Here is a 25718-nt window from a genome sequence, read left to right on the forward strand (position 1 = left end):
CGTCAGGACCTGGTGCAGGTCACGTCGTCCTGCGGGATGTAGGTCGTGGTGAAGGTCGAGGTCTTGACCGTCCTGCCGCCCTCGACGAAGCTGCGCTTGACGTCGACGGTGAACCCCGGCGCCGGCGACTGGGGCACGCAGCCCTTGCTGTCGTCGGTGATCTTCTTCGGTGGGGTGATGTTGCGACGGGCGCTCTTGTCGGCCTTGACCTCGTCGTAGGGCTTGCGTCCGTGGAAGGTCACCGTCACCTCGTCCCCGTTGACCTGCGCCGTGATGAGGATGCCCGCGCCCGTGTCGTTGGTGAAGCGGTTGTCGACGTCCGGCCAGGAGATCGTCGCCTCGCGACCCTCGGGGTAGCGCGAGATGTAGAAGGAGTGCGGGTGGAACTCCTCGATCCGCGCGCCCGAGAAGAAGACCGCGTTGAAGAGCGTCGTGGACAGCTGCGAGATGCCGCCGCCGTAGTCGTTGGTCAGCCGCCCGGCGTTGATGACGCCCGCCTTCTGGTAGCCCCTGCCGGGCGTGCGCTCACCGAGCCGCTGATTCATCGAGAAGGTCTCGCCGGGTGCGACGTAGGCGCCGTTGAGCCGGCGGGCGGCGATCTTGATGTTGCTGGTGCGCACGGGGTTGTCGGGCAGGTACGTGGTGAAGGTGGAGATCTGCTCCTTCGGGAGCGTCTTCTTGGCCTCGGCGGTCGTGAGCTCGGGCTCGGACTCCTGCGAGTCGACCGTGACCGCGCGCTGGTCGCCGGACTTCGTCATCGCCCCGGCGACCTTCGCACCCAGGCCGTCCTCGCGCAGGGCCAGGCCGGTGCGCGAGGGGGTGACCGCGAACTGCGAGCCGCCGCGGTGCACGACTCCCGCGTCGACGGCCTCGCGGAAGTGCCCGGAGGCCGAGCCGGCGGCGAGCGTGCTCTCGGCGACCTTCTTCTCGTCCACGCTCGCGGAGAGCGTGCCGTCGGTGTCCTTGATCGAGACCGCGGCGGCGAGCGACTCGGCCGGGACGCCGAAGGAGATGTCCTTGTCGGCGCCCTTGCCCTGCGGGTCGGTCGTGCGCACGGTCACCGGGCCGGAGACGAGCGGGGCGAGGTCGTCCTCGGCGAACCGGTCGATCTCGTCCTGGGAGAGCTCAGGCGCCGGCGCGCTCGTCGGCGCCTCGTGGGTGCGGGTCCGCGGCCAGCCGTCGGCGATCGCCTGCACGAGCTCCTCGCGCCGGACGGTCAGGCCGGGCCTGGAAGCGGTCTTGACGATCTTCGTGCCCTGGAGGCGCACCCTGCCCTCGACCGGCTTCTTGTCCAGGGCCTTGGTCTTGTCCTCGACGGCCGCGGAGAGCGCGTCCTCGTCGACCTCGACCTCGACCTCACGCTCGATGCCGCCGCGCACGTGGGCGAGCAGGTCGGCAGGGTTGAGGCTGAACCCGGTGAGCCCGGCGACGGACCCCTCGTAGTCGTAGGACAGGCCCGAGTCCGCGGGCGCGAGCTCGACCTCGGTCCCCGCGACGTCGACGACGACCGGCTCGGCCTCCTCGTCGGCCAGCTCGGCCTCGAGGGTCTGCTGCGCCTCGCTCGGGGTCCGGCCGCCGATGGCGACCCCGCCGACGCGGGTGTCGGCCGGAACCTTGTCGCCGAGGTACAGCGCCGCCGCCGCGTACAGCGCGGCGATGACGACGAGCACGAAGGCGCCGGCGAGCAGCCCACGGCCCCGCCCGGGACGGTCGAGCACGTCCTCGTCCGTCCAGTTCGCGTCCTGCGTCATGTGGTCACCTCGTGGTCGTGTAGCGGCTGCGGTAGTAGATCAGTGGGTCATCCCGGTGGGCGTCGGCGCGGCTCGCGACGACCTCCCCCACGACAATCGTGTGGTCCCCGGCGTCGTGCAGGCCGCTCGTGCGGCACTCCAGGGTGGCGAGTGCGTCGTCGACGAGCGCGACCCCGAGCTCGCCGCGGTGGTGCGGGATGCGGGTCAGCTGGCCGTGGAGCGGCCGCCCGCCGGTGCTCAGCCAGCTCGCGGCCGGTCGCCCGTCGCGCGGCATGATCGACACGCCCCAGATCCCGGCCTCGGTCACGGCCTCGTGCCAGCCGGTGTCCTTCTGGACGCAGACGAGCACGAGCGGCGGCTCGAGCGAGACGGAGGTGACGGAGTTGGCCGTCATCGCGTGGTCGTGACCGTCCTGCACGGTCGTCACGACGGTCACCCCGGTCGCGAAGTGCGCCATCGCGTGCCGCAGGCCCGTCGGTGCCAGCCCGCTCATCGGCGGACCACCAGCCCCGGGCGCGCGTCGGGGTCCGCGGGCACCGGTTCGCCGGTGCGCAGGTCGAGGCGGGCGTAGCCCTCGCGCCCGGGCAGCAGCGCGGCGATGTCGTTGGACAGCGCGTAGGTGCGCGCGGGGCCGAGCGTCACCTGCGTGCGGTGGTGCCGCAGGGCGGCGACCTGCCCGGCGACGGCGTCCGCGTCGACCACCGCGTGGGTCACGACCGCGTCGTCGACGACCGAAGGGGGGAAGTCCCCCGTCGGCTGCGTCCACCCGAGGTCGGCGAGCTGCGGGACCCCGACGAGGAGGTCGGCGAGGAGGCGACGGTCCTCCTGCGCCCACGAGCGCGGGGTGAAGGTCCCGAAGAGGGCCGGTCGCTCCCCCGCGTCCATCGTGGCGACGGCCCGTCGGGTCACCTCGTGGGTGCGGATGTGGTCCGGATGCGCGTAGCCGCCGTGCGCGTCGTAGGTGACGACGACGTCCGGGGCGACCCGGGCGATGACCTCGCCGACGGCCGCGAGGGCCTCCGCGTCGTCGGAGCGGACCCAGGCGCGCGGGTCGTCGGCGCTCGGGGTCCCGGCCATGCCGGAGTCGCGCCAGCGGGAGAGGCGACCGGCCTCCTGGTCCTCCCCGAGGACGGTGCTGCCGGCGCCGATCGCCGTCATGGCCCCACGCAGCTCGTCCCTGCGGAACTCGCCGAGCGTGTCCTCGTGGTCGGCATCCAGGTGGGCCAGCTCCGGCGGGATGATCTCGCCCTGCTCGCCGAGCGTGCAGGTGAGCACGTGGACGTCGTCGCCGACGGCGAGGTGGTGGGCGATGGCGACGCCGGTCGCGAGGGACTCGTCGTCGGGGTGCGCGTGGACGAAGAGCAGCCGCGCCGGCCGCCCGGTCACCACGACGGGCTCGGCGGCGGTCACTCGGAGACCCCGATGACCCCGATCTCGGGGACACCTCCGTACACGGGGTTGCCGATGAGCGCGGTGACCTCGGAGCCGGCCGCGTACGTCAGACGGCTCTGGCGAAGGGGGATGTACGCCCCGTCCTCGAGGAGCCCGGTGTCGATCTTCGCCCACGCGTCGGCGCGGTCCGCGGGGTCGCGGGTGCGGGCAGCCTTGTCCATGGCCCGGTTGACGTCCTTGTCGGCGAAGGCGCCGTAGTCGCGACCGACCGAGGTCCTGGACAGGTTGATCCGGTCGTCGAAGAGCGGCGGCAGCACGGTGCCCGCGGACGGGAAGTCGGGACCCCAGTTGGCCCAGATGACGTCATGCTCCTGCGCGACCTTGCGCTGACCGATCTGCGTGAAGTAGTCGTCGTCGAGGGCCTTGAGGGTGACGTCGAAGCCGGCGTCCTCCCACTGACCCTCGAGGCGCTTCATGGCGGCGTCGAGGTCGCCGCCGCGGTGGGCGACGCTGATCCTGACGGGCACCTTGACCTTGGCCTTCCTGAGCATCCGGCGGGCCTCGGCGGCGTCGCCGGCGGGCCCGCGGTCGAGCACGGTCTCGTGGGCGGACGGCAGCGCCGTGCCGAGCAGTGACCACGTCGGCGTACCGGTCGCGGCTCCGCGCTCCTGCGTGTAGGCCTCCCGGTCGGTCGCGGTGGCGAGGGCCCGGCGGACGGCCTGCTTCTTCAGCGACGTGCTCGTGGCGCTCACCGCGAGGTAGTCGACGAGCTGGCCGTCGACGTCGACCGACTGGGCCGTCTCGCCGGCCTCGTCGAGGGCCGGGGTGAGGGCGCTCGGGAGCGGGTCGAGCATGAGCGTGCGCCCGCCGTCGTCGCCCTCGACGATCGTCTCGAGCGCGTCCTTGGGCTCGACGCCTTCCTTGTGCAGGATCGTTGCCGGTCCGACACGACGCAGGGGGTCGCTCGCGCGGTCCCACTCGCGGTTGCGCACCCACGTGCCGCCGGAGCTCGGGGTCCAGCCGTCCTCGAGCTCGTAGGGGCCCGAGGAGAAAGCGTCGTAGCCGCCCTTGCCCTCGCGCGAGCGCTTGTACGGCGCGAACTCGGGCAGCGAGACGACCTCGTCGAAGTTGCCGACCGGCTCGGCGAGGTGGAAGACGACCGTGCGCGCGTCCTTGCACTCCACGGCGTCCTGGATCAGCTCCTTGGACCTCGCCGAGGTCCCGCCCGCCGCGATCGGCCCGCGGTAGGTCGACGTGCCGTCCGGCTTCTTGGGGATGTCGAGGTAGTTCAGTGCGTAGCCGCTGGAGGAGATCTTGGCGTCGAAGGAGCGGGCGACCCCGTACCGGACGTCCTGGCAGGTGATGGGTGAGCCGTCCTGCCAGGTCACGCCCTTGCGCAGGGTGAAGGTCCACGCCGACGCGTCCTTGTTGGGCAGGCCGGTGCTGCGGGCGAGGTCGCCGGTGAGCGTGCGCTGCCCGGCGAGGTCGGTCGCGGGCTCGTAGGCGGTGAGCGTGCGCATCCAGGTGCGCGAGGCGAAACCCGCGGCCTGGCGCGAGGTGATGCGCTGCGGGTCCCAGGCGTCCACCGGCCCCGCGGCGACGACGGTCAGCTGGTCCTTCGCGCCGCTCACCCTGCCCTCGGTGGACGTGGTGCTGGCCCGGGGGGCACCCCCTTCGTCGTCCGTGCACGCGGTCGCACCCACCACGAGGGTGAGTGCGACCGCGACGGCGGTGAGTCCTCTGCTGCGCCTCATCGGCGCTCCTCTCAGGAGTTGCGGGCCTTGGAGGCCGCGCGTGCGCGCAGGTTGGCGGCGAGCTCGACCTTGCGGATGCGGATCGCGTCCGGGGTGACCTCGACGCACTCGTCCTCGCGGCAGAACTCGAGTGACTGCTCGAGGCTGAGCTTGCGGGCGGGGACGACCTTCTCGAAGTTGTCGGCCGACGACGCGCGCACGTTCGTCAGCTTCTTCTCCTTGGTGATGTTGACGTCCATGTCGTCGGCGCGGGAGTTCTCACCGACGATCATCCCCTCGTACACCTCCGTGCCCGGCTCGGTGAAGAGCGAGCCGCGCTCCTGCAGGTTGACCATCGCGTACGCGGTGACCGGCCCGGAGCGGTCGGCGACGAGCGAGCCGGAGACGCGCGTGGTGATGGCGCCGAACCACGGCTCGTAGCCCTCGAAGATGTGGTGGGCGATGCCCGCGCCGCGGGTCTCGGTGAGGAACTCGGTGCGGAAGCCGATGAGACCGCGCGAGGGCACGAGGAACTCCATGCGGATCCAGCCGGTGCCGTGGTTGGTCATCTGCTCCATGCGGCCCTTGCGTGCGGCGAGGACCTGGGTGATGGCGCCGAGGTACTCCTCCGGCGTGTCGATCGTCAGGCGCTCGACGGGCTCGTGGACCTTGCCGTCGACCTCCTTGGTGACGACCTGCGGCTTGCCGACGGTCAGCTCGAAGCCCTCGCGACGCATCTGCTCGACGAGGATGGCCAGCGCGAGCTCACCACGGCCCTGGACCTCCCAGGCGTCCGGGCGCTCGGTCGGCAGCACGCGGAGCGAGACATTGCCGACGAGCTCCTTGTCGAGGCGGTCCTTGACCATGCGGGCGGTGACCTTGGTGCCCTTGGTCGGGCCGCGGCCGACGAGCGGCGAGGTGTTGGTGCCGAGGGTCAGCGAGATGGCCGGCTCGTCGACGGTGATGACCGGCAGCGGGATCGGGTTGTCGGCGTCGGCGATCGTGTCGCCGATCATGATCTCCGGGATGCCGGCGATGGCGATGATGTCGCCGGGGCGCGCGGACCCCTGGTCGAGCGGCTTGCGCTCGAGGCCCTCGGTGATGAGCAGCTCGGTGATCTTGACCTTCTCGGTCGTGCCGTCGTGGCGGCACCACGTGACCTGCTGGCCCTTGCGCAGCTCACCGTTGTGGACGCGCAGGAGGGCGAGCCGACCCAGGAAGTTGCTCGAGTCGAGGTTGGTGACGTGCGCCTGGAGCGGGGCGTCGTCGTCGTAGGAGGGCGCCGGGATCGTCTCCATGATCGTCTTGAAGAGCGGCTCGAGGTCGTCGTTGTCCGGCAGGGTGCCGTCCTCGGGACGGTTGAGGCTCGCGGCGCCGTTCTTGCCGGAGGTGTAGACGATCGGGAAGTCGATCTGCTCCTCGTCGGCGTCGAGGTCCATGAAGAGCTCGTAGGCCTCGTCGACGACCTCGGCGATGCGGCTGTCGGGACGGTCGACCTTGTTGATCGCGAGGATGACGGGCATCTTCGCCGCGAGCGCCTTGCGCAGGACGAAGCGGGTCTGGGGCAGCGGGCCCTCGGAGGCGTCGACGAGCAGGACGACCCCGTCGACCATCGACAGGCCGCGCTCGACCTCGCCGCCGAAGTCGGCGTGACCGGGGGTGTCGATGATGTTGATCGTGACGCCGTCGGGGGCGTCGTGGGCGGCCGCGGAGGGGCCGTTGTAGTGGATCGCCGTGTTCTTGGCGAGGATGGTGATGCCCTTCTCACGCTCGAGGTCACCGCTGTCCATCGCCCGCTCGTCGACGTGGTCGTGCTCGCCGAAGGCACCCCCCTGCCAGAGCATCTTGTCGACGAGGGTGGTCTTGCCGTGGTCGACGTGGGCGACGATGGCGACATTGCGGATGTCGCTGCGGGAAGTCATGGGCATGTCCGCGATTCTCTCAGCCGACCTCCCCATGCCCCAAATGGAAGGGGGGTGACCTTCCCTTCGTCGGTGGCGCCGAGGGTTTTCCCGCTGTCACCGCACGAGTCGCGCCCCCGTGGTCTCACTCCGGTAAAGGTGAGGGCGCAGACCCACATCGGCCGCAGGATGGGGTTAGGTTCCGCTCTACCCGGTGTGTCGTGGGCCGCGTCCCCGTGCCCGGGCCAACCCCCGGGAACCCTGCCCGGGCCGGACACGGAGCGAGGAACACCATGTCGATGAGGAAAGCAGCCCCGCTGGCCGCTCTCGCCGCCACCGCACTCACCCTGAGCGCGTGCGCGCAGAGCGACCGCGACGAGTCGGGCGACGGCGGTGGCGGCGGCAGCACGGACGGCACCTTCACCTTCGGCGCCGCCGGCGCGCCCGAGGTCTTCGACCCCTTCTACGCCAGCGACGGCGAGACCTTCCGCGTGACCCGCCAGATCTTCGAGGGCCTCGTCGAGGTCAAGGAGGGCGGCTCCGAGATCGGGCCCGGCCTCGCCACCGAGTGGGAGCCGTCCGCGGACGGCACGACCTGGACCTTCACCCTGCGCGACGGCGTGAAGTTCACCGACGGGGAGACCTTCGACGCCGAGGCCGTCTGCGCCAACTTCGAGCGCATGGCCGACCAGAACGCGACCGCCCAGGCCGGCCCGGCCGAGTACTGGGCCTACACGATGGAGGGCTTCGGCAAGGACGCCCTCTACCGCAGCTGCTCCGCCAAGGACGCGCAGACCGTCGAGCTGAAGATCGCCCGCGCGACCTCGAAGTTCCCCGCGATGCTCTCGCTGTCCGCCTTCGCCATGCAGTCGCCGAAGGCACTGGAGGAGGGCAAGGCCAACGACGTCAAGAAGCAGGGCGAGGGGTTCGCCTACCCGGCGAACTCGAAGAACCCCGTCGGCACCGGCCCGTACACCTTCGGCACGTACGACGAGGCGAACAAGACCGTCACCCTCGAGCGCAACGACGACTACTGGGGCGAGAAGGCGAAGAACGCCAAGGTCGTCTTCAACATCATCCCCAACGAGAGCACCCGCCGGCAGGAGCTCGAGGCCGACAGCATCAACGGCTACGACCTGCCCAACCCGGTGGACTGGAAGGGCCTCGAGGACGACGGCAACAAGGTCGAGATCCGCGACCCCTTCAACATCCTCTACGTCGCCTTCAACCCGGAGAAGAACCCGGCGCTGAAGGACCTCAAGGTCCGCCAGGCGCTCGACATGGCCGTCAACCGCGAGCAGCTCGTGAAGTCGCAGCTGCCCGAGGGCGCCTCCGCCGCGTCCCAGTTCATCCCCGACACCGTCGAGGGCTACAACAAGGACGTCGCGGTCACCGAGTACGACCCCGAGGGCGCCAAGAAGCTGCTCAAGGAGGCCGGCGAGGAGAACCTCGAGCTGACCTTCGCCTACCCGAGCGAGGTCACCCGCCCGTACATGCCCAACCCGCAGAAGATCCACGAGGCGATCCGCAAGGACTTCGAGGCCGTGGGCGTGAAGGTCAAGGTCGTCACCAAGCCGTGGAACGGCGGCTACCTCGACGGTGTCGACAACGGCCAGTTCGACGCGTGGCTGCTCGGGTGGACCGGTGACTACAACACCGCGGACAACTTCATCGGCACCTTCTTCGGCAACCTCAAGTCCAACGACTTCCACACCTCGGCGACGGACTTCGGTGCCGACCTGAGCAAGGAGCTCAAGGCCGCCGACTCGACGGTGGACGAGGGTGAGCGGACCTCGATGTACGAGGACCTCAACAAGAAGATCCACGACGAGTACGTCCCCGGTCTGCCGATCTCGCACTCCCCGCCGGCCATCGTCGTCAACGAGGACGTCGAGGGCCTGGTCGCCAGCCCGCTGACCGCCGAGCGCTTCTCCACGGTCTCCGTCGGCGGCAAGTGACGCCCAACCGCAGGTGACCACGTGACGGGGCCGCCTCGACCACCCGGTCGAGGCGGCCCCCGTCCGCGATCCACGTCAGGAGCGCATCCGTGCTGAGATTCATCTTCCGCCGGCTCATGCAGCTGGTGCTCGTCGTCTTCGTCCTCTCGCTGCTGCTCTTCCTGTGGCTGCGGGCCCTGCCCGGCGGCATCGTCTCCGCGATGCTCGGCGAGCGCGCCACCCCGGAGAGCCGCGCCCGCCTCACCCACGAGCTCGGGCTCGACGAACCCATCTGGGTCCAGTACTGGACCTTCCTCAAGCGGGCGGTCACCGGGGACTTCGGCGTCTCCAACGGCGTCCAGCCGGGCAAGCCCGCGATGGAGCTGCTCCTCGACCGCTTCCCCGCGACGATCGAGCTGAGCGTGCTGGCCCTCGTCATCGCGATCGGCCTGGCCCTCCCCCTCGGCTACCTCGCCGCCAAGCGGCACGGCAGCATGCTCGACAACCTCAGCGTCGTCGGGTCGCTCGTCGGCGTCGCGGTCCCCGTCTTCTTCCTCGCCTTCCTGCTGCGCTACCTCTTCGCGCAGGAGCTGCACTGGCTCCCGGTCTCCGGCCGGCAGGAGGTCGACGCCACACGCGTCACGGGCTTCTTCGTCCTCGACGGCTTGCTCACCCGGGAGTGGGACGCCGCGTGGGACGCGCTCAAGCACCTGCTGCTGCCGGCGATCGCCCTGGCCTCCATCCCCTTCGCCATGATCTTCCGGATCACCCGGGCCAGCGTGCTCGAGGTCCTCGACGAGGACTACGTGCGCACCGCCGAGTCCAAGGGCCTCACCCAGCGGGTCGTGCGCGGCCGCCACGTCATGCGCAACGCGCTGCTGCCGGTCATCACGGCCATCGGTCTGCAGATGGGTGGGCTGCTCGCCGGCGCCGTCCTCACCGAGTCGGTCTTCAACCTCGCCGGCATCGGTGACGCCCTGCGACAGGCCTTCAGCCTGCGCGACTACCCGGTCCTGCAGGTGCTCATCCTCGCGGCCGCGTGCACGTACGTGCTCGTCAACCTGCTCGTGGACATCCTCTACGCCGTCGTCGACCCCCGAGTGAGGACCCGATGAACTCCCGTCGCAAGCAACGCATCGACGCGCTCGCCGCGAGCAGCGGCACGACGACCGTCGCCGAGGCCGGGCACATCAAGGACACCGGCGGGGTCGGCCTGGTCGCCTCGGCGTGGCGACGGCTGCGCCGCAACCCGATCTTCCTCCTCGGCCTGGCCATCACGATCGCCTTCATCGTCCTGGCGGTCATCGCGCCGTGGATCGCGCCGCACGACCCGGCCGACAACCCGCTCATCGACAAGGTGAGCCCGCAGTCCAACCCCATCCCCGGCCCGGAACCCGGCTACCCCTTGGGCGCCGACAGCTCCGGCCGCGACTTCCTCTCCCGGCTCATCGTCGGCAGCCGCCAGACGCTGATCGTCGGGGTCGCCGCGACCATCGGCGGGCTCGGCGGCGGGCTCGTCCTCGGCACCCTCTCGGGGGCCTTCGGCGGGGCGGTCGACGCCGTCATCATGCGCGTCGTCGACGTCATGCTCTCCATCCCGAGCCTGCTGCTCGCCTTCTCCATCGCGGCCATCGCCGCGCGGCCGAGCCAGTGGACGGTCATCATCGCCATCGCGGTCGTGCAGGTGCCGATCTTCGCCCGGCTCCTGCGGGGCTCGATGCTCGCGCAACGCAGCAAGGACCACGTCCTCGCGGCCCGGGCCCTCGGCGTCAGGCGTTCGGCGATCGTGCTGCGGCACATGCTGCCCAACTCGCTCGGGCCGGTCATCGTGCAGACGACGCTCGTGCTCGCGACCGCCATCATCGATGCCGCCGCGCTGTCCTACCTGGGCCTCGGGCTGCCCGACGACCGTGTCCCCGAGTGGGGGCAGATGCTCGGCACCTCCGAGACCTACTTCCAGGACCACCCGCACCTCGCCGTCTACCCCGCGCTGTGCATCATCGTCGTCGCGCTCGGGTTCACCCTCATGGGTGAGTCGCTGCGCGAGGCCCTCGACCCCAAGAGCCGGAGGTGAGCGGCATGGCGACCGCCTCGACCCACCGGGCCGCCGACGCGGCCTCTCCCCTGCTGTCCGTGCGCGACCTGTCGGTGACCTTCACCCGGCAGGGGGCCGAACCCTTCGTCGCCGTCGACGGCGTGAGCTTCGACGTCCAGCCCGGTCAGACGATCGGCCTCGTCGGCGAGTCCGGCTGCGGCAAGTCCGTGACCTCGCTCGCGATCATGGGCCTGCTGCCCACCCGCGGCAACAGGGTCACCGGCACCGTCGAGCTCGAGGGGACCGACCTGCTGGGCCTGTCCGACAAGGAGATGCGCGCACGACGGGGTCGCGACGTCGGCATGATCTTCCAGGACCCGCTGTCCTCCCTCAACCCCGTCGTCCCCATCGGTCGGCAGGTCACCGAGGTCCTCGAGCGACACAAGGGCATGTCCCGCAAGGAGGCGACGCCGCACGCCCGCGACATGCTCGCCAAGGTCGGCATCCCCGACCCCGACCGCCGGCTGCGGGACTACCCGCACCAGCTCTCCGGCGGGATGCGGCAGCGGGCGCTCATCGCCATGGCGCTGGCCTGCGAGCCGCGGCTGCTCATCGCCGACGAGCCGACGACCGCGCTCGACGTGACGATCCAGGCGCAGATCCTCGCACTGCTGCGCGAGCTCGTCGAGGACACCGGCACGGCCCTGATCATGATCACGCACGACCTCGGCGTCGTCGCCGGCCTGTGCGACGAGATCAACGTCCTCTACGGCGGCCGGATCGTCGAGCGCGCCGAGCGCCACGCGCTCTTCGGCGAGCCCCGGCACCCCTACACCGGCGGGTTGCTCGCCAGCGTGCCGAGCCTGGACGGCGAGCGCGGGGCGCGGCTCGAGCCGGTCCCGGGGTCGGTCGCCGACAACCTGCCGTGGACGAGCGCCTGCGCCTTCGCCCCGCGCTGCTCGAGCGCGACCGACCACTGCCGGGAGGCGACGCCGGCGCTCGCCCTGAGCGGGTCCCGCGCCCTGCGCTGCTTCAACCCTCTCGCCGGCGAGCCCTCGCCCGCCGAGGGCGCGACGACCCAGGAGGTCCGATGACGACCACGACCGAGCCGCAGACCCCGTCCGGCACCGCGGCCCACGACGTCCTCGTCGACGTGCGCGGGCTCAAGGTGCACTACCCGATCACCAAGGGCGTCGTCTTCGACAAGGTGGTCGGCCACGTCTACGCGGTCGACGGCGTCGACCTGCAGATTCGCCGTGGCGAGACCTACGGCCTCGTCGGCGAGTCCGGCTGCGGCAAGTCCACGCTCGGCCGGGCGATCCTGCACCTCGAGCCGACGACCGACGGCACCGTGACCTTCGACGGCGAGCCGATCAGCACGCTCACGGGTGAGGACCTGCGCCGCCGGCGCAAGGACCTGCAGATGGTCTTCCAGGACCCGATGGGCAGCCTCGACCCGCGGCAGAGCGTCGAGGCGCTGCTCGTCGAGGGCATGAAGGCCCACGGCATCGTCAGCAACGCCAAGGAGGCGCAGCCGCGGCTGCGCCAGCTCCTCGCCGACGTCGGCCTGCCCCCGGCCGCGCTCAAGAAGTACCCCCACGAGTTCTCGGGGGGCCAGCGCCAGCGCATCGGCATCGCCCGGGCGCTGAGCGTCAACCCCGAGCTCATCGTCGCCGACGAGCCGGTCTCGGCCCTGGACGTGTCCGTGCAGGCGCAGGTCATCAACCTCATGTCGGACCTGCAGGACGAGTACGAGCTGACCTACCTCGTCATCGCCCACGACCTCGCCGTCGTGCGCCACATCTCCGACCGGGTCGGCGTCATGTACCTCGGCGGGATCGTCGAGGAGGCCCCGGCCGACGGCCTGTACGCCGCTCCCCTGCACCCCTACACGCGGGCGCTGCTGTCGGCCGTCCCCGTCCCGGACCCGGTCGTCGAGGACACGCGCGAGCAGATCCTCCTCACCGGCGACCTCCCCTCGCCGGCCAACCCGCCCACCGGCTGCCGCTTCCACACCCGCTGCCCCTGGCGGCAGGAGACGATGTGCGACACCGACCGGCCTCAGCTGCGCGTGGTCGAGATCCGCGGCGCCCTCGGGGACGACGCCGGCCCGGAGCACAAGGTCGCCTGCCACTGGGCCGAGCAGATCGCCTCCGGCGAGCTGCAACCGCACGCGGTGACCGGCTCGGTGGACGAGACCGGGGCGCGCCTGGCCGCGGAGGCCGAGGCCGAGCGCATCACCGGGGACATCCCCTTCGCCTGACCGTCACCGCCCCGCACCACGACGAAGGGGGCGCCCCACCGGTGATCCGGCGGGGCGCCCCCTTCGCGCGTCCTGCGGTCGGCCTCAGGCGCCGGCCGTCGAGGTGTCCGGCGAGGCAGTGCCGGTGGCACCACCGGCCTGGCCGGCGACCACCGCGTCGGACTGGTCCACGAGGCCCTGCCCGGCGAAGAGACCACCGCCCTGCTGGTCGCTGACGTCCTCGGTCCGGACGATGACCCGCGGCTCGGCGAAGTGACAGCGCGAGAGGTGCTCTCCGTCACCGTCGCTGCGCAGCTCAAGCAGCGGGGTCTGCGTCGTGCAGATGTCCTGCGCCTTCCAGCAGCGGGTGTGGAAGTGGCAGGCCGAGGGCGGGTTGGCGGGTGACGGGACATCGCCCGAGAGGACGATCTGGTCACGCTGCCCACGCAGCGTCGGGTCCGGCACCGGCACCGCGGACAGCAGCGCCTGCGTGTACGGGTGCGTCGGCCGCGAGTAGATGTCGTCCTCGTCGCCGATCTCGACGATGCGGCCGAGGTACATGACCCCGACCCGGTCGGAGATGTGGCGCACGACGGACAGGTCGTGGGCGATGAAGATGTAGGACAGCCCGAGCTCGTCCTGCAGCTTTTCCATCAGGTTGATGACCTGTGCCTGAACCGACACGTCGAGTGCGGAGACCGGCTCGTCGCAGATGAGCACCTTGGGGTTGAGCGCGATGCCGCGCGCGATCCCGATACGCTGCCGCTGGCCACCGGAGAACTGGTGCGGGTAGCGGTTGATGTGCTCGGGGTTGAGGCCCACGAGCTCGAGGAGCTCCTGGACCCGCTGCTTCCGCTTGCCCTTGGGCACGACGTCCGTGTGGATCTCCAGGGGCTCGGCCACGATCTCACCGACGGTGCGTCGCGGGTTGAGCGAGGTGTAGGGGTCCTGGAAGACGATCTGGATGTCGCGACGCAGCTTGCGCATGTCGCTGCCCGACTGGGAGTACATGTCGGTGCCGTCGAAGGTGACGGTGCCCTCCGTCGGCTCCTCGAGCCGCATCAGCAGGCGACCCAGGGTGGACTTGCCGCACCCGGACTCACCGACGATGCCGAGCGTCTCGCCCTTGTAGAGCTCGAAGTCGACACCGTCGACGGCCTTGACGTGGCCGACGGTCGTGCGGAGCACACCACCCTTGATCGGGTAGTGCTTCTTCAGGCCCTGGGCCTTGAGGATCACATCAGGCATCGAGCACCTCCTGGCTGAAGTGGCAGGCCGACTGGCGCATCGGACCGACGTCGAGCAGCTCGGGGCGCTCGGTGCGGCAGATGTCCTGCGCCATGACGCAGCGCGGGTGGAAGGCGCAGCCGGGCGGGATGCGGGTGAGGTTCGGCGGCAGACCGCCGATGGCCGAGAGCTTCTGGCCCTTCTGGTCCAGACGCGGGATCGACTCGAGCAGCCCCTTGGTGTACGGGTGCGCGGGCTTCGCGTAGATGTCGTTCACCTCGGCGCGCTCGACGATCCGCCCCGCGTACATGACGGCGATCCGGTCGGCGACGTCGGCGACGACGCCGAGGTCGTGCGTGATGAGGATCAGACCCATCCTGAACTCCTCCTGCAGCTCCTGCAGGAGGGCCATGATCTGGGCCTGGACCGTCACGTCGAGTGCCGTCGTCGGCTCGTCCGCGATGAGGATCTTGGGGTTGAGGGCGATGGCCATCGCGATCATGATGCGCTGGCGCATGCCGCCGGAGAACTGGTGCGGGTAGGCCTTGACGCGGTCCTTGGCGCCGGGGATGTTGACCCGCTCCATGAGGCGGACCGCGTTGGCGTAGGCGTCCGAGCGGTTCATCTTCTGGTGGACGCGGAACATCTCGCCGATCTGCCACCCGACGGGGAAGACGGGGTTGAGGGAGCTCAGCGCGTCCTGGAAGACCATCGAGATCTCCGGGCCGCGCATCTTGCGCCGCTCCTCCTCGGGCATCGTCAGGATGTCGCGACCCTTGTAGAGGATCCGTCCGCCGGGGATCTTGGCGGGCGGCATGTCGAGGATGCCCATGATCGCCTGGGCGGTCACCGACTTGCCCGACCCCGACTCGCCGAGGATCGCGAGGGTCTCGCCCTCGTCGAGGCTGAAGTTCACGCCGTTGATCGCCTTGGCCACGCCCTCATGGGTGTGGAACTCGACGTACAGGTCGTCCACCTCGAGGAGGTGCTCGCCCGCTGGTGTCGTCGTGCTCATGTACTGGTTCACCTGACTCTCAGCGGCTCTTGGGGTCGAAGGCGTCACGCACGGCGTCGCCGAGCATGATGAACGCCAGGACCGCCAGGCTGAGGAAGAGGGCGGGGAAGAAGAGGATGTGCGGCGAGGCCCGCACCGTCTGCAGCGAGTCGCTGATCATGACGCCCCACGAGACGGTCGGCGGACGCAGACCGATACCGAGGAAGGACAGCGTCGCCTCGGCCGCGATGTAGGCACCGAGGTTGATCGTCGAGACGACGATCGCCGGTGCCATCGCGTTCGGCAGGACGTGCCGGCGGATGATCCGCATCGGCGAGGCGCCGAGGGCCCGGGCCGCCTGGACGTAGTCGTTGGGCTTGACCTGGATGACCGAGGAGCGCATGAGGCGCATGAGGCTCGGCCAGCCGAAGATCACGAAGACGAGCACGACCTGGATGATCACGCCGAGGTAGCCCTGGATCGGGATGCCCAGCAGCTTCTCGGTGTCCTGCAGCGAGGACAGGAAGATGATGCCCGAGAGCAGCAGCGGGATGGCGAAGAAGATGTCGCCGATGCGGCTGATCAGGGTGTCGACGGTGCCACCGACGTAGCCGGCCACGAGCCCGAGGAAGGAGCCGAGGAGCAGCACGCCGAGCGTCGCGAGGACGCCGACGAGGATCGAGGCCCGGGCGCCGTAGACGGTGCGCGTGTAGATGTCGGCGCCCTGGATGTCGGTGCCGAACCAGTGGTCTGCGCTCGGTCCCTGACGGGCGATGCTCAGGTCGTTGAACTTCAGGTCGTAGGGCGTGAAGATCGACGGGAACGCGGCCATCAGCATGAGGACGATGATCAGCACGCTGGAGATCCAGAAGAGCGGGTTGCGCTTCAAGGACTGGAACGCGTCCGAGGTGAGCGAGCGCGCCTGACCGGTGTCCTGCGTCGTGTCCGCGGCGAGGGCCCCGCCGCGGGTCGTCGTGGCGCCGACCTCGTCCTCGCCGGGTCCGGGCTGGGTGGCGACGTCGCGCGTCGCGTGGTCGTCAGTCATTGCTGATCCTCGGGTCGAGGGCGCCGTAGAGCAGGTCGACGAGCAGGTTCACGAGGAGGTACACGATGACCAGCGCCGTGACCGCACCGACGACGGCGACGCCGTCCCGGTGGCGGATGCCCTCGAAGATGTACCCACCGACACCCTGGATGCTGAAGATGCCCTCGGTGACGATCGCGCCACCGAGCAGGGCACCGAAGTCGTAGCCCATGAAGGTGATGACGGGGATCATCGAGTTGCGCAGCGTGTGCACACCGATGATCCGGCGCGGGGTCAGCCCCTTGGCCTTGGCCGTGCGCACGTAGTCGGACTTCACGTTCTCGGCGATGTTGGTCCGCATGAGGCGTGCGATGTACGCCAGGGAGGTCGAGCCGAGCACGATCGCCGGCAGGATGAGCGCCGTGAACTCCGGGTTCTTGCCGCGGGCGAGCGGCGGCAGGAGCTCGAGGTTGAGGCCGATCGTGTACTGCAGGACGGTACCGATGACGAAGACCGGCACCGAGATGACGAAGAGGGTGCTGACGAGGACGAGGTTGTCGATGAACCCGCCCTTGCGCAGGCCGGCGAGGACTCCGGCGGCGATGCCGAGCACACCCTCGAAGGCGAGGGCCATGACACCGAGCTTGGCCGTGACCTGGAAGCGCTCGGCGAGCTCCTCGGAGACGGGGCGGCCGAACTGGTTCTCACCGAGGTCACCCTGGGCGACGTCCTTGGCGTACTCGTAGTACTGGATCGGCAACGGCTCGTTCAGGTGGTACTTCTCGTTGAACGCGGCGATGTAGGCCGGCGGGCAGGGCCGCTCACCACACTTGCCAGCCGTGGGGTCACCCGGCATGGCGAAGACCATGGCATAGATCAGGAACGTGGAGAAGATGATCACCGGGATCATCTGGAGCAATCGACGGACGATGTACTTGCCCACGGCACCTCCTTCGGATCTGGGACGCACCTCGACCCGGGGTGCCGGGTGAGGCTAACTCATGTGCATGTGACCGACGCTACGCCGTGCGGACGCCGGTCGGCACGACTACCGGCCGGCCATCTCGAGTGGGGATGGCCGGCCGGCGGTCGTGCGTCGTCAACCCTGCGTCAGGGTCAGCTCTTGACCTTCATCGCGGCCAGGTCGGGGTTGCCGAACGGGGTCGCCTGGACGTCGGAGACGTTCTCGGACCAACCGATGATGGTCTTGCCGTACCACGTCGGGATGGTCGTGAACTCCTTGGCGATCATGCCCTCGGCCTCCTGGTACAGCTTGTTGGCCTCCTCGGGCGTCTCGGCGGCACCGGCCTCACGCATCTTCTTCTGGAAGTCGTCGTTGGCGTAGCCGTAGTAGTTCGAGCTCGCACCCTTGCCGTAGATCGGCGAGAGGTAGTTCTCGATGGACGGGTAGTCCATGACCCAGCCCATGCGGAACATGCCCTTGAGCTCGTCGTTGCCGAGCTTGGTCAGCATGGTCGCGAAGTCGACCGTGGGGGTCGCGACGCAGTCGATGCCGAGGGTCTTGTTGATCGAGTTGCACACGGCCTCGGTCCAGCCCTTGTGGCTGGCGTCACCGTTGTACGTCAGGGTCAGCTTGCCCTCGTAGCCGCCACCCTCCTTGAGCAGCTGCTTGGCCTTCTCCGGGTTGAACTCGCAGAACTCGCCGCAGGTGCCCTCCTTGTAGCCGTCGACGACCGGGGAGACCCAGCCGGTGGCGGGGGTGAAGGCGTCGTTGAAGATCTGCTTGACGATCGTCTTGCGGTCGATCGCCATGGAGAGGGCCTGACGGACCTTGACGTCCTTCAGCTTCGGGTCGACGTGGTAGTTCATGCCGATGAACTGGAGGGTGGAGTTCTCCTTCTCCAGGTAACGACCCTCACCGAGGTCGTCCTTGAACTTGTTGTCGACGAGGGCGCTCGCGGGGATCTCGCGGACGACGTCGAGGTCACCGGACTGCAGGGCCACGTACGCGGCGTCGGAGTCCTGGTAGTTCTGGAAGATGATCTTGTCGGCGTTGCCCCCGAAGTCACCGGAGTAGTCGGCGAACTTGCTCAGGGTGATCGCCTGGTTCTTCTCCCAGGAGTCGAGCTTGTACGGCCCGGCCGCGATCGGCTTGTCGCCGAACTTCTCCGGGTCCTCGAAGAAGGAGTCGGGCTGCGGCGCGAAGGCGGTGTAGCCCAGGCGCAGCGGGAGGTTGGAGACCTTCTCCGTGGTCTTGATCGTGAAGGTGTGGTCGTCGACGACCTTGAGGCCCGTGAGCTCCTTGGCCTTCGGCGCACCCTTGCCGGCGCACGGCTTCTTCTCGTCGTCACCGGTGCACTGCAGGTCCGCGAAGCCCTCGATGGGCTCGTAGAAGTAGCTGCCCTGCTGACCGTTCTCGCCGTTGGCGGTGTAGTTCCACGCGTCGACGAAGTTCTTGGCCAGGACCTCGCTCCCGTCGTGGAACTTGTAGCCCTTCTTCAGCTTGACCGTGAAGGTCTGGTTGTCGTCGGTCTCGATGGACTCGGCGATGTCGTTCTCGGGCTCGGCCGTCTCCGGGTTGTAGTGGACCAGCTTCGCGGTCAGGACGTCGAGGACGTCACCGCCACAGGTCTCAGCGGTGTTACCCGCGACGAGCGGGTTCTCCGGGTTGCAGCCGGACGCGGTGATGGTGCCGCCCTCGCCACCGCCCGAAGTGCTTTCGTCGTCGCTGCCGCCGCCACAGGCGGTCGCGAGGAGCGCGACCGCGGAGATGCTGGCAACAGCCATCGCGCGAGACTTGACTCGCATGGATGTCCTCCTACGTCATGCCGCCGGGAAGGCGGGTTCATACGGCGTTCCCGACGGTCCGGGTCCACCCCTGGGAGCAGCGCTGTCGCGACTGCTCCGCACATCAAAAACCACGCGGCGGGCCCAGAGGACGAACCGGTGTGGGGTGAGACACAACTGTGACTCTTCGGTGACCGCTCCGGCACCCCGCGCGGGAGATGCAGGGTTATCCCTCGACGAGGTCGTCGAGCAGCACCGGCCGGCGGTCCGGCCCGGCCAGCGGCAGGCGCCAGTTGGGGTACTCCTCGTCGGTCCCGGGCTGGTTGATCGCACGCACGTCGCCGACGAGGTCGGTGAGCGCCACCCCACGCATCCGCGAAGGGGTCTGGCCGATCCACGCGTGCAGCGCCGCCACGACCGCAGCGTCCGGGGCGTCGACGTCCTCGAGCAGGCCCCGCTCCCGCAGGGCCTCGCGCACGGCGCGGACACTCCCTTCCTCCGCCGCGCGCTCCTCCTCCACGGGCCGGGTCAGCAGACCCAGCCGCTCGCGGATCGCCACGTGCTCCAGCGCGAGGTAGCCCGCGCTCGGCGGGAGGTCGTGCGTCGTGACGGTGGCCAGGCACAGCTCCCGGTAGTCCTCGGGCGGCAGCGGGCGGCCGTCCTCGCCCCACTCGAACCACGCGACGCTCGTGCCGAGCACGCCGCGCTCGAGCAGGTGCTCGCGCACCCACGGCTCGACGACGCCGAGGTCCTCACCCACGACGAGGCACCCGGCCCGGTGGGCCTCGAGCGCCAGGATGCCGACGAGGGCCTCGTGGTCGTAGCGCACGTAGGCGCCCTCGCCCGGCGCGTGGCCCTCCGGCACCCACCACAGGCGGAACAGGCCGATGATGTGGTCGATGCGCAGCCCACCGGCGTCGGCCAGCACCGCGTGCAGCATGTCGCGGAAGGGGGCGTAGCCGAGCTCGGCGAGCCGGTCCGGGCGCCACGGCGGTTGGGACCAGTTCTGCCCCAGCTGGTTGAACTGGTCCGGCGGGGCTCCGACGTCGATGCCGCGCGCGAGCGCGTCGCCGAGCGCCCAGGTGTCGGCCCCCTCGGGGTGGATGCCGACCGCGAGGTCTGCGACCACGCCGATCCCCATCCCGGCTGCCCGCAGCCGCGCCTGCGCGGCCGTGAGCTGCCCGCGCACGACCCACTGCAGCCACACGTGGAAGGAGATCTCCGCGCGGTGCGCGTCCCGGTGGGCCGCCACGGCGTCCGATGCCGGGTCGTGCAGCTCCTGCGGCCACTGCGTCTCCCACAGCGTCCCGTGCTCGGTCGCGAGGCTGCACCACGTCGCGAAGTCGACGAGCGCCTGGCCCTCGCTGGCGTGCAGCGCCGCGACCCCGGACGCGTGGTCCTCGGCGAGGTACCGGTAGGCGATCCGCAGGGCGGCCTGCTTGAGGGCCCAGGCTGCGTCGCGGTCGATCGTGTCCGCGGCGTTGAGAGCCGCCGCCTCGGCCACGAGCGCGTCGTACTCCGTGCGTGCCGTGGTCGGCAGCGCGTCGAGCCCGGGTACCTGCCGCAGGTCGGTGTAGACGGGGTTGAGGAACCGGCGCGAGGTCGGCAGGTAGGGCGAGGGCTCCATCGGCGCGACCGGCTCGGCCGCGTGCAGCGGGTTGACGAGCACGAAGTGCGCGTCGTGCGCGCGAGCGGCCCACTCCCCCAACGTCGCCAGGTCGCCGAGGTCCCCGATGCCCTGGCTGCCGGAGCCACGCACCTGGTACAGCTGCGTCATGAGCCCGGTCCTCGGCTCCTCCGCGAGCACGGGGGGCAGCTCCAGCCGCTGCGGGACGGTGACGAGCACCGCCCGGCTCCCCGGGTCCGGCGACGCGTCGGTCCGGGCCACGAGCTCGTGCCAGCCGAGCGGCAGGTCCGCCGGCACCGCGAACGCGGCCTCGCCCACGAGCGCGCCGTCGACGTCGACCGGCTCCACGACGTGCTCGAGCTGATCGAGGTCGCGGCGGGAGCCCCCTTCGAGCACGACGTGGACGGCCACCTCGCTCCCGTGCGGCACGTGCACGAGGAGGCGAAGGGGGTCCCCCTCACGCTGCACGACGGTCGGGGGCAGCGTCCGGCGCCACGGCGCGGTCCGGGCCCGCTCGAGGCCCGCGGCGACCTCGGCCTCGCTGCCGACGTCCTCGCCCATGGCCTGGAGCACCGCCCGCAGGGTGTCCTCGGGGACGTCGCGGTGCTCGCCGCGCCAGTCCCACCACTGGGTGTCGACCCCCCGCGCAGCAGCCAGGTGGACGATCAAGGAGGTCGCATCCGTCACGGGCCCACCCTCCAGCAGTCGACCGGGCCGTGTCCAACGGGCGCGGGGTAGCGTGATCAGGTGGACGACGTACAGATCCTGCAGCCCCGTGAGGTACCCCTCGGTGGACCGCGTGCCATGCCGGTGCGGCGGACGCTGCCGTCGCGGCAGCGCTCCCTCGTCGGCGGATGGTGCTTCCTCGACCACTACGGCCCCGACGACGTCGCGAGCACCGGCGGCATGGTCGTCCCGCGGCACCCGCACACCGCGCTCGCCACGGTCTCGTGGCTCTTCACCGGCGAGATCGAGCACCGTGACTCCACCGGCGCGCACGCGATCGTCCGACCCGGCGAGCTCAACCTCATGACCGCCGGCCGTGGGGTGAGCCACTCGGAGTTCTCCACCGACGGCACGACCACCCTCCACGGCGTGCAGCTGTGGTTCGCCCTGCCCGCCGCCTCGGTCGACCGCGAGCCGACCTTCGAGCACCACGTGCCCGAGCCCGTCTACGTGCCCGGCGGCATCGCCCGGGTCTTCCTCGGCGAGCTCTTCGGCGAGCGCTCCCCGGTCGTCACCGACGGGGCGCTCACGGGCGCGGAGATCCTCCTCGACGCCGACGCCGAGACCGTCATCGAGGTCCCGGCCGACCACGAGCACGCGATCCTGCTCGACGACGGCGACATCACCGTCGAGGGCACCGCGCTGGAGCAGTCCGAGCTCGGCTACGTCGCGCCCGGGCGCACGAGGATCACGCTGCGCTCGGCGACGGGCGCCCGGTTGGTGCTCGTCGGCGGCGAGCCCCTCGGGGAGCAGATCGTCATGTGGTGGAACTTCGTCGGTCGCTCCCACGAGGACGTCGTCGCCGCACGCGACGCGTGGATGGCCGAGATCGCGGAGAAACCTCAGGTCGAGGGCCGCTTCGGTCCCTTCGCCCCGGACCAGCCCGCCCCGCTGCCCGCCCCGGCGCTGCCGGGCGGCCGACTCCGGGCGCGTGGCTGACATGGGCGTCTGGGCCACCCCCACCGTGCGCACCGTCTTCGTCCACGGCCGCGGCCGCACCGGCGCCGCCGCCTGGCCCCTCGTGGCGGCGGAGCACGACCCGACCCACGTCTTCCTCGAGCGCACCTGCCAGGCGGACCAGCCCGAGCGCGACGCCGACCGTGCCCTGGCTGCCCTCGAGGGTCGCGGGCACCTCGTGGGGCACTCCTACGGCGCGGTGACCGCGATGCTCGCCGCGCAGCGCCGACCCGACTGCCTGCGCAGCCTGGTCCTCATCGAGCCGGCCTGCTACGACGTGGCCCGCGGCGGCCGACAGGTGGAGCGGCACATCAGCGCGATGGCCCCGGTCTTCGCCGTCGCCGACGACCCGAGCGTCGACGGGCGCGAGTTCATCACCCGGTTCGCCGAGGGCATGGGGGCGCCGGCACCCGCCCTCGACGACGAGACCTGCGCCGACGTCGCGGCCCGCATCCGGGCGACCCCGGCGCCCTGGCAGGTGTCGCTGCGCACGGACACCCCGGCCCTCGTGCCGACGCTCGTGATCACCGGAGGCGTCGACCCGATGTACGCGGAGGTCGCCGCCGCGCTCGAGGCGAAGGGGGCGACCCACCGCGTCGTCCCGGGCTGCGGCCACCGCCCCCAGGACACCCCGGAGGGCCTGGCCGCGATGCACGAGTTCTGGGACGCGCACGGGGCCTGACGCCCGTCGCCGGGCCCCGCGCGCGGTGGCTCAGTGCCGGTGCAGGACCGCCACGGGGCAGGTCGCGAGCGCCAGGACGCGCTGCGAGACCGAGCCCAGGAGCATCCCGCGGAACCCGCCGCGACCCCGCGAACCGACGAGCAGCATGTCCGCGCCCTCGGACACCTCGACGAGGGTGTCGGCGGCCCGGCCGTGGTGGACCTCCACGGTGACGTCGATCTCGGGGTGCGCCGCACGGTCCTCGGCGATGGTGCGCTCGGCCATCGTGCGGTAGCGAGCATCCACCGCCTCCCACGCCGGGGTGCCGGGCTCGGTGACGACGACGCCGTGCTCGACCTCGACGTTCCACGTCGTGACCGTCGTGACCTGCTTGCCGCGCACCTGGGCGGCGTCGAGCGCGTGCCGGAAGGCCAAGCGGCTGTGGTCGCTGCCGTCGACGCCGACGACGACGCGCCCGTCCCCCTTCGTCGAGCTGCCCTCGGGCACCAGCACGACCGGGCACGGGGCGTGGGCGACGACGCTCAGCGAGGTCGTGCCGAGGACGATGCGCTGGGCGCGGTTCTTGCGGGCCGAGCCGACGACGAGGACGCGGGCACCGCTGGCGGCGTTGAGCAGGGCACCGGCCGGGGCACCCGTGGGCAGCGCTGTCGTGACCGACAGGTCGGGGTGCTCGGCGACGACCTGGGCGCGGGCCTGCGCGACGACCCGCTCGGACTCCTCCTCGACCCGCTCGACGATCTCGGGGCTGGTGAGCAGCTCGCCGTACGCGGAGAGCGGCGTGCCGAGGTCGACGGCGTGGACGAGGTGGAGGGGCGCGTCGATGGCCGTGGCCTCGGCGGCGGCCCAGGCGAGGACTGCGGCGTCCCGGTGGCTGCCGTCGAGCGCCGCCACCACGGCGGCGGCTGGGGTCGGGGTGTCGTGGGGGCTCGCGTCGTTGCTCATGCCCCATTGTCCCCATGCCGCGTCGCCGCGGGAAGGGGGGTCACCCCCAGTCGGTGAGTCCCTGCCGGTCGTGCGAGCCCTCGGGCCACACGGCCCGGACGATGCCGGCCGCGGCGAGGGCCTTGCGGCAGCCCGGGCAGGGCGGGTCGGTGATGTACGCCGTCGCCCCCTTGGTGTCCCGGGTGGCGAAGAGCAGCGCGTTGACCTCCGCGTGGATCGCGATGCAGAACCCGGGCGTGCCCGGGCGGTCGTAGTCCCCCAGGCCGGGCACGGCGTCGTAGTCGAGCCGCCCCCTCGGGCACGCCCCCTCGAGGCAGTCCGCCTCGCCGGGGGCCGCGCCGTTGTACCCGGTCGCGATGATCCGGTGGTCGATCGTCAGCACGGCACCGACCCGCCGCCGCGTGCACTTGGCGCGCGCCGCGACCGCGCCGGCGATGCCGAGGAAGTACTCGTCCCAGCTCGGTACGGTCCGCTCGGGCGTCGTCAGGTCGGGCATGAGGGTGATCCTAGGCAGGGCGCGGGGTGGGACCGATGCGGCGACCGGGCACCACCGGTGGTAGACCACGGTGGTGAGCAGCCACGAGACCCCGGTGACGGGGAAGATCCACCGGACTCCCCCCTTCGGCCCCGTCCTGGTCGTCGCCGCGGTGGCGCTCGTCTCCGTCAACCTCCGCCCGGGCGCGACCTCCCTCGGACCCCTGCTGCAGGAGGTGCGGGCCACGCTCGGCCTCGGGTCGACGCTCGCCGGCGTGCTCACGGCCCTGCCCGGGTTCGCCTTCGCGGTCGCCGGGGGCGCGGCCGTCGGGCTCGCCCGTCGCGTCGGTGTCTCGGCCGGCATCACCCTCGGGGTCCTCGCGGTCGTCATCACGCTCGTCACCCGCGTGCTCACCGACTCCGCCGCGGTCTTCCTCGTCCTCACCGCGATCGGCCTCGCGGGCATGGGCCTGGGCAATGTCCTCGTGCCCGCGTGGATCAAGAGGCACTCGAGGGACGGCGGGGTGCGGCTGATGACGGTCTACGGCATGGGCCTGACCGTCGGCGGCACGCTCGGTCCGCTGCTCGCGGCCCCGGTCGCGGCCGTCGCGCCCGGCGAGTGGCGCGGCGCCCTCGGCATGTGGGGGCTCGTCGCGCTCACCGCGCTGGTGCCGTGGGTCGTCATCAGCCTCAGGGACCGGGTGCACCGCCGCTCGGCCGGCGAGAACCCCACGTCGCGGATCCGCCACTCCCCGACCGCGATCGCGTTGACGGTCCTCTTCGGCGTGCAGTCCACCAACGCGTACGTGCAGTTCGGCTGGCTGCCGCAGATCTACCGCGACGCAGGGCTCTCGGCCGGGTCCGCGGGCGCGTACACCTCGATCGTCGCGGGGCTCGGCATCGTCGGCGGCCTGATGATGCCGACGGTCATCGCGCGCAGCCGGGACCTGTCGGCCTGGATGGTCGGCTTCGGTGTGCTCGCGGTGGCCGGGTACCTCGGTCTGCTCGTCGCACCGGCCGCGGCGCCGTGGCTGTGGGCGACGCTGCTCGGCCTGTCCGGCTTCGCCTTCCCCACGGCCATCTCGCTCATCACGGCGCGCACCCGTGACCCGCACGTCACGGCCCAGCTGTCCGGCTTCGTCCAGCCCATCGGGTACCTCGTGGCGGGAGTGGGGCCCTTCGTCGTCGGTGTCCTCCACGAGGCGACCGGAGGGTGGACGGCGGTGCTCCTGCTCCTCATGGCCACGGGCGTCGGCATCACCCTCTCCGGTCTGCGCGTCGCGCGTCCGGTCTTCGTCGACGACGAGGTGGCGGAGGGGGCCTGAC

General features: G+C 71.0%; 21 protein-coding genes. 8 read left to right on the plus strand and 13 right to left on the minus strand.

Going from position 1 to position 25718, the window contains the following annotated elements:
* Positions 1–2: 2 nt before the first annotated feature.
* The 5 genes from JT1_RS10145 to typA are packed head-to-tail and all read right to left on the minus strand — an operon-like array spanning position 3 to position 6804.
* On the minus strand, positions 3–1751 hold the full coding sequence (locus JT1_RS10145) for a VanW family protein (RefSeq protein WP_068325786.1): 1749 nt from the start codon (positions 1749–1751) through the stop codon (positions 3–5).
* A gap of 4 nt (positions 1752–1755) precedes the next feature.
* Positions 1756–2244, minus strand: coding sequence for a flavin reductase family protein (locus JT1_RS10150; RefSeq protein ID WP_068325789.1), 489 nt, complete (start codon positions 2242–2244; stop codon positions 1756–1758).
* A complete protein-coding gene (gene mshB, locus JT1_RS10155) occupies positions 2241–3161 on the minus strand; it encodes an N-acetyl-1-D-myo-inositol-2-amino-2-deoxy-alpha-D-glucopyranoside deacetylase (RefSeq protein WP_068325791.1) in 921 nt (306 codons plus the stop codon). Before mshB ends, JT1_RS10150 begins: the two co-directional genes overlap by 4 nt.
* Positions 3158–4897 carry an ABC transporter substrate-binding protein gene (locus JT1_RS10160; protein ID WP_068325794.1) on the minus strand — a complete coding sequence of 580 codons (1740 nt, stop codon included), beginning with the start codon at positions 4895–4897 and terminating at the stop codon, positions 3158–3160. The genes mshB and JT1_RS10160 overlap by 4 nt, the downstream gene beginning before the upstream one ends.
* An 11-nt stretch (positions 4898–4908) precedes the next feature.
* Complete coding sequence (gene typA, locus JT1_RS10165) at positions 4909–6804, minus strand: translational GTPase TypA (RefSeq protein ID WP_068325797.1); 1896 nt, start codon at positions 6802–6804, stop codon at positions 4909–4911.
* Positions 6805–7070: 266 nt separating this feature from the next.
* Between typA and JT1_RS10170 the strand changes: the two genes are divergently transcribed.
* The 5 genes from JT1_RS10170 (at position 7071) to JT1_RS10190 (ending at position 13012) form a co-directional block, all read left to right on the plus strand.
* Positions 7071–8735, plus strand: coding sequence for an ABC transporter substrate-binding protein (locus tag JT1_RS10170; protein ID WP_068325798.1), 1665 nt, complete (start codon positions 7071–7073; stop codon positions 8733–8735).
* Positions 8736–8824: 89 nt separating this feature from the next.
* Positions 8825–9829, plus strand: a complete 1005-nt coding sequence (locus tag JT1_RS10175) for an ABC transporter permease (RefSeq protein ID WP_068325799.1) — start codon at positions 8825–8827, stop codon at positions 9827–9829.
* Positions 9826–10788, plus strand: a complete 963-nt coding sequence (locus JT1_RS10180; protein WP_068325801.1) for an ABC transporter permease — start codon at positions 9826–9828, stop codon at positions 10786–10788. The genes JT1_RS10175 and JT1_RS10180 overlap by 4 nt, the downstream gene beginning before the upstream one ends.
* 5 nt (positions 10789–10793) lie before the next feature.
* A complete protein-coding gene (locus JT1_RS10185) occupies positions 10794–11843 on the plus strand; it encodes an ABC transporter ATP-binding protein (protein ID WP_068325804.1) in 1050 nt (349 codons plus the stop codon).
* Entirely contained in the window at positions 11840–13012 is a 1173-nt protein-coding gene (locus JT1_RS10190) for an ABC transporter ATP-binding protein (protein ID WP_068325807.1), read from the plus strand. Before JT1_RS10185 ends, JT1_RS10190 begins: the two co-directional genes overlap by 4 nt.
* 84 nt (positions 13013–13096) lie before the next feature.
* On the opposite strand, the gene JT1_RS10195 is transcribed toward JT1_RS10190, so the two are convergent.
* From JT1_RS10195 to malQ, 6 genes are all read right to left on the minus strand, one after another.
* The gene (locus JT1_RS10195) at positions 13097–14239 is read right to left on the minus strand and encodes an ABC transporter ATP-binding protein (protein WP_068325813.1); all 1143 of its coding nucleotides are present in this window, start codon (positions 14237–14239) and stop codon (positions 13097–13099) included.
* Positions 14232–15233 carry an ABC transporter ATP-binding protein gene (locus JT1_RS10200; protein WP_068329025.1) on the minus strand — a complete coding sequence of 334 codons (1002 nt, stop codon included), beginning with the start codon at positions 15231–15233 and terminating at the stop codon, positions 14232–14234. Before JT1_RS10200 ends, JT1_RS10195 begins: the two co-directional genes overlap by 8 nt.
* 19 nt (positions 15234–15252) lie before the next feature.
* On the minus strand, positions 15253–16257 hold the full coding sequence (locus JT1_RS10205; RefSeq protein ID WP_068325820.1) for an ABC transporter permease: 1005 nt from the start codon (positions 16255–16257) through the stop codon (positions 15253–15255).
* Complete coding sequence (locus JT1_RS10210) at positions 16250–17179, minus strand: ABC transporter permease (protein ID WP_068325836.1); 930 nt, start codon at positions 17177–17179, stop codon at positions 16250–16252. The genes JT1_RS10205 and JT1_RS10210 overlap by 8 nt, the downstream gene beginning before the upstream one ends.
* 173 nt (positions 17180–17352) lie before the next feature.
* Positions 17353–18984 carry a peptide ABC transporter substrate-binding protein gene (locus tag JT1_RS10215; protein WP_245634728.1) on the minus strand — a complete coding sequence of 544 codons (1632 nt, stop codon included), beginning with the start codon at positions 18982–18984 and terminating at the stop codon, positions 17353–17355.
* A gap of 226 nt (positions 18985–19210) precedes the next feature.
* Positions 19211–21298 carry a 4-alpha-glucanotransferase gene (gene malQ / locus JT1_RS10220; protein ID WP_068325838.1) on the minus strand — a complete coding sequence of 696 codons (2088 nt, stop codon included), beginning with the start codon at positions 21296–21298 and terminating at the stop codon, positions 19211–19213.
* Positions 21299–21358: 60 nt separating this feature from the next.
* Here malQ and JT1_RS18395 point away from each other — a divergent pair, with 60 nt between their 5' ends.
* Together JT1_RS18395 and JT1_RS10230 are read left to right on the plus strand one after the other, a co-directional pair.
* On the plus strand, positions 21359–22276 hold the full coding sequence (locus JT1_RS18395) for a pirin family protein (RefSeq protein ID WP_068325839.1): 918 nt from the start codon (positions 21359–21361) through the stop codon (positions 22274–22276).
* Position 22277: 1 nt separating this feature from the next.
* Complete coding sequence (locus JT1_RS10230) at positions 22278–22976, plus strand: alpha/beta fold hydrolase (protein ID WP_068325841.1); 699 nt, start codon at positions 22278–22280, stop codon at positions 22974–22976.
* Between the two features lie 30 nt (positions 22977–23006).
* Here JT1_RS10230 and JT1_RS10235 read toward each other — a convergent pair whose 3' ends face one another.
* Both JT1_RS10235 and JT1_RS10240 read right to left on the minus strand, forming a co-directional pair.
* Positions 23007–23918 (minus strand): universal stress protein, encoded by a 912-nt coding sequence (locus JT1_RS10235; RefSeq protein ID WP_068325842.1) that lies wholly within the window; start codon positions 23916–23918, stop codon positions 23007–23009.
* Positions 23919–23958: 40 nt separating this feature from the next.
* Entirely contained in the window at positions 23959–24414 is a 456-nt protein-coding gene (locus JT1_RS10240; protein WP_068325843.1) for a deoxycytidylate deaminase, read from the minus strand.
* Between the two features lie 73 nt (positions 24415–24487).
* Here JT1_RS10240 and JT1_RS10245 point away from each other — a divergent pair, with 73 nt between their 5' ends.
* Entirely contained in the window at positions 24488–25717 is a 1230-nt protein-coding gene (locus JT1_RS10245) for an MFS transporter (protein WP_068325844.1), read from the plus strand.
* Position 25718 lies beyond the last annotated feature (1 nt).

Source organism: Janibacter terrae NBRC 107853 (assembly GCF_001591405.1).
Classification (GTDB): Bacteria; Actinomycetota; Actinomycetes; order Actinomycetales; family Dermatophilaceae; genus Janibacter; species Janibacter terrae.

Excerpts from the sequence above, each read along its gene's own strand:
- JT1_RS10185 (WP_068325804.1), top strand. The coding sequence starts at position 10,794 with ATGGCGACCGCCTCGACCCACCGGGCCGCCGACGCGGCCTCTCCCCTG.
- JT1_RS10160 (WP_068325794.1), bottom strand. The coding sequence starts at position 4,897 with ATGAGGCGCAGCAGAGGACTCACCGCCGTCGCGGTCGCACTCACCCTC.
- JT1_RS10205 (WP_068325820.1), bottom strand. The coding sequence starts at position 16,257 with ATGACTGACGACCACGCGACGCGCGACGTCGCCACCCAGCCCGGACCC.
- JT1_RS10145 (WP_068325786.1), bottom strand. The coding sequence starts at position 1,751 with ATGACGCAGGACGCGAACTGGACGGACGAGGACGTGCTCGACCGTCCC.
- JT1_RS10190 (WP_068325807.1), top strand. The coding sequence starts at position 11,840 with ATGACGACCACGACCGAGCCGCAGACCCCGTCCGGCACCGCGGCCCAC.
- JT1_RS10170 (WP_068325798.1), top strand. The coding sequence starts at position 7,071 with ATGTCGATGAGGAAAGCAGCCCCGCTGGCCGCTCTCGCCGCCACCGCA.
- JT1_RS10195 (WP_068325813.1), bottom strand. The coding sequence starts at position 14,239 with ATGCCTGATGTGATCCTCAAGGCCCAGGGCCTGAAGAAGCACTACCCG.
- JT1_RS10240 (WP_068325843.1), bottom strand. The coding sequence starts at position 24,414 with ATGCCCGACCTGACGACGCCCGAGCGGACCGTACCGAGCTGGGACGAG.
- JT1_RS10180 (WP_068325801.1), top strand. The coding sequence starts at position 9,826 with ATGAACTCCCGTCGCAAGCAACGCATCGACGCGCTCGCCGCGAGCAGC.
- JT1_RS10150 (WP_068325789.1), bottom strand. The coding sequence starts at position 2,244 with ATGAGCGGGCTGGCACCGACGGGCCTGCGGCACGCGATGGCGCACTTC.
- JT1_RS10200 (WP_068329025.1), bottom strand. The coding sequence starts at position 15,233 with ATGAGCACGACGACACCAGCGGGCGAGCACCTCCTCGAGGTGGACGAC.
- JT1_RS10235 (WP_068325842.1), bottom strand. The coding sequence starts at position 23,918 with ATGAGCAACGACGCGAGCCCCCACGACACCCCGACCCCAGCCGCCGCC.
- typA (WP_068325797.1), bottom strand. The coding sequence starts at position 6,804 with ATGCCCATGACTTCCCGCAGCGACATCCGCAATGTCGCCATCGTCGCC.
- JT1_RS10215 (WP_245634728.1), bottom strand. The coding sequence starts at position 18,984 with ATGGCTGTTGCCAGCATCTCCGCGGTCGCGCTCCTCGCGACCGCCTGT.
- JT1_RS10230 (WP_068325841.1), top strand. The coding sequence starts at position 22,278 with ATGGGCGTCTGGGCCACCCCCACCGTGCGCACCGTCTTCGTCCACGGC.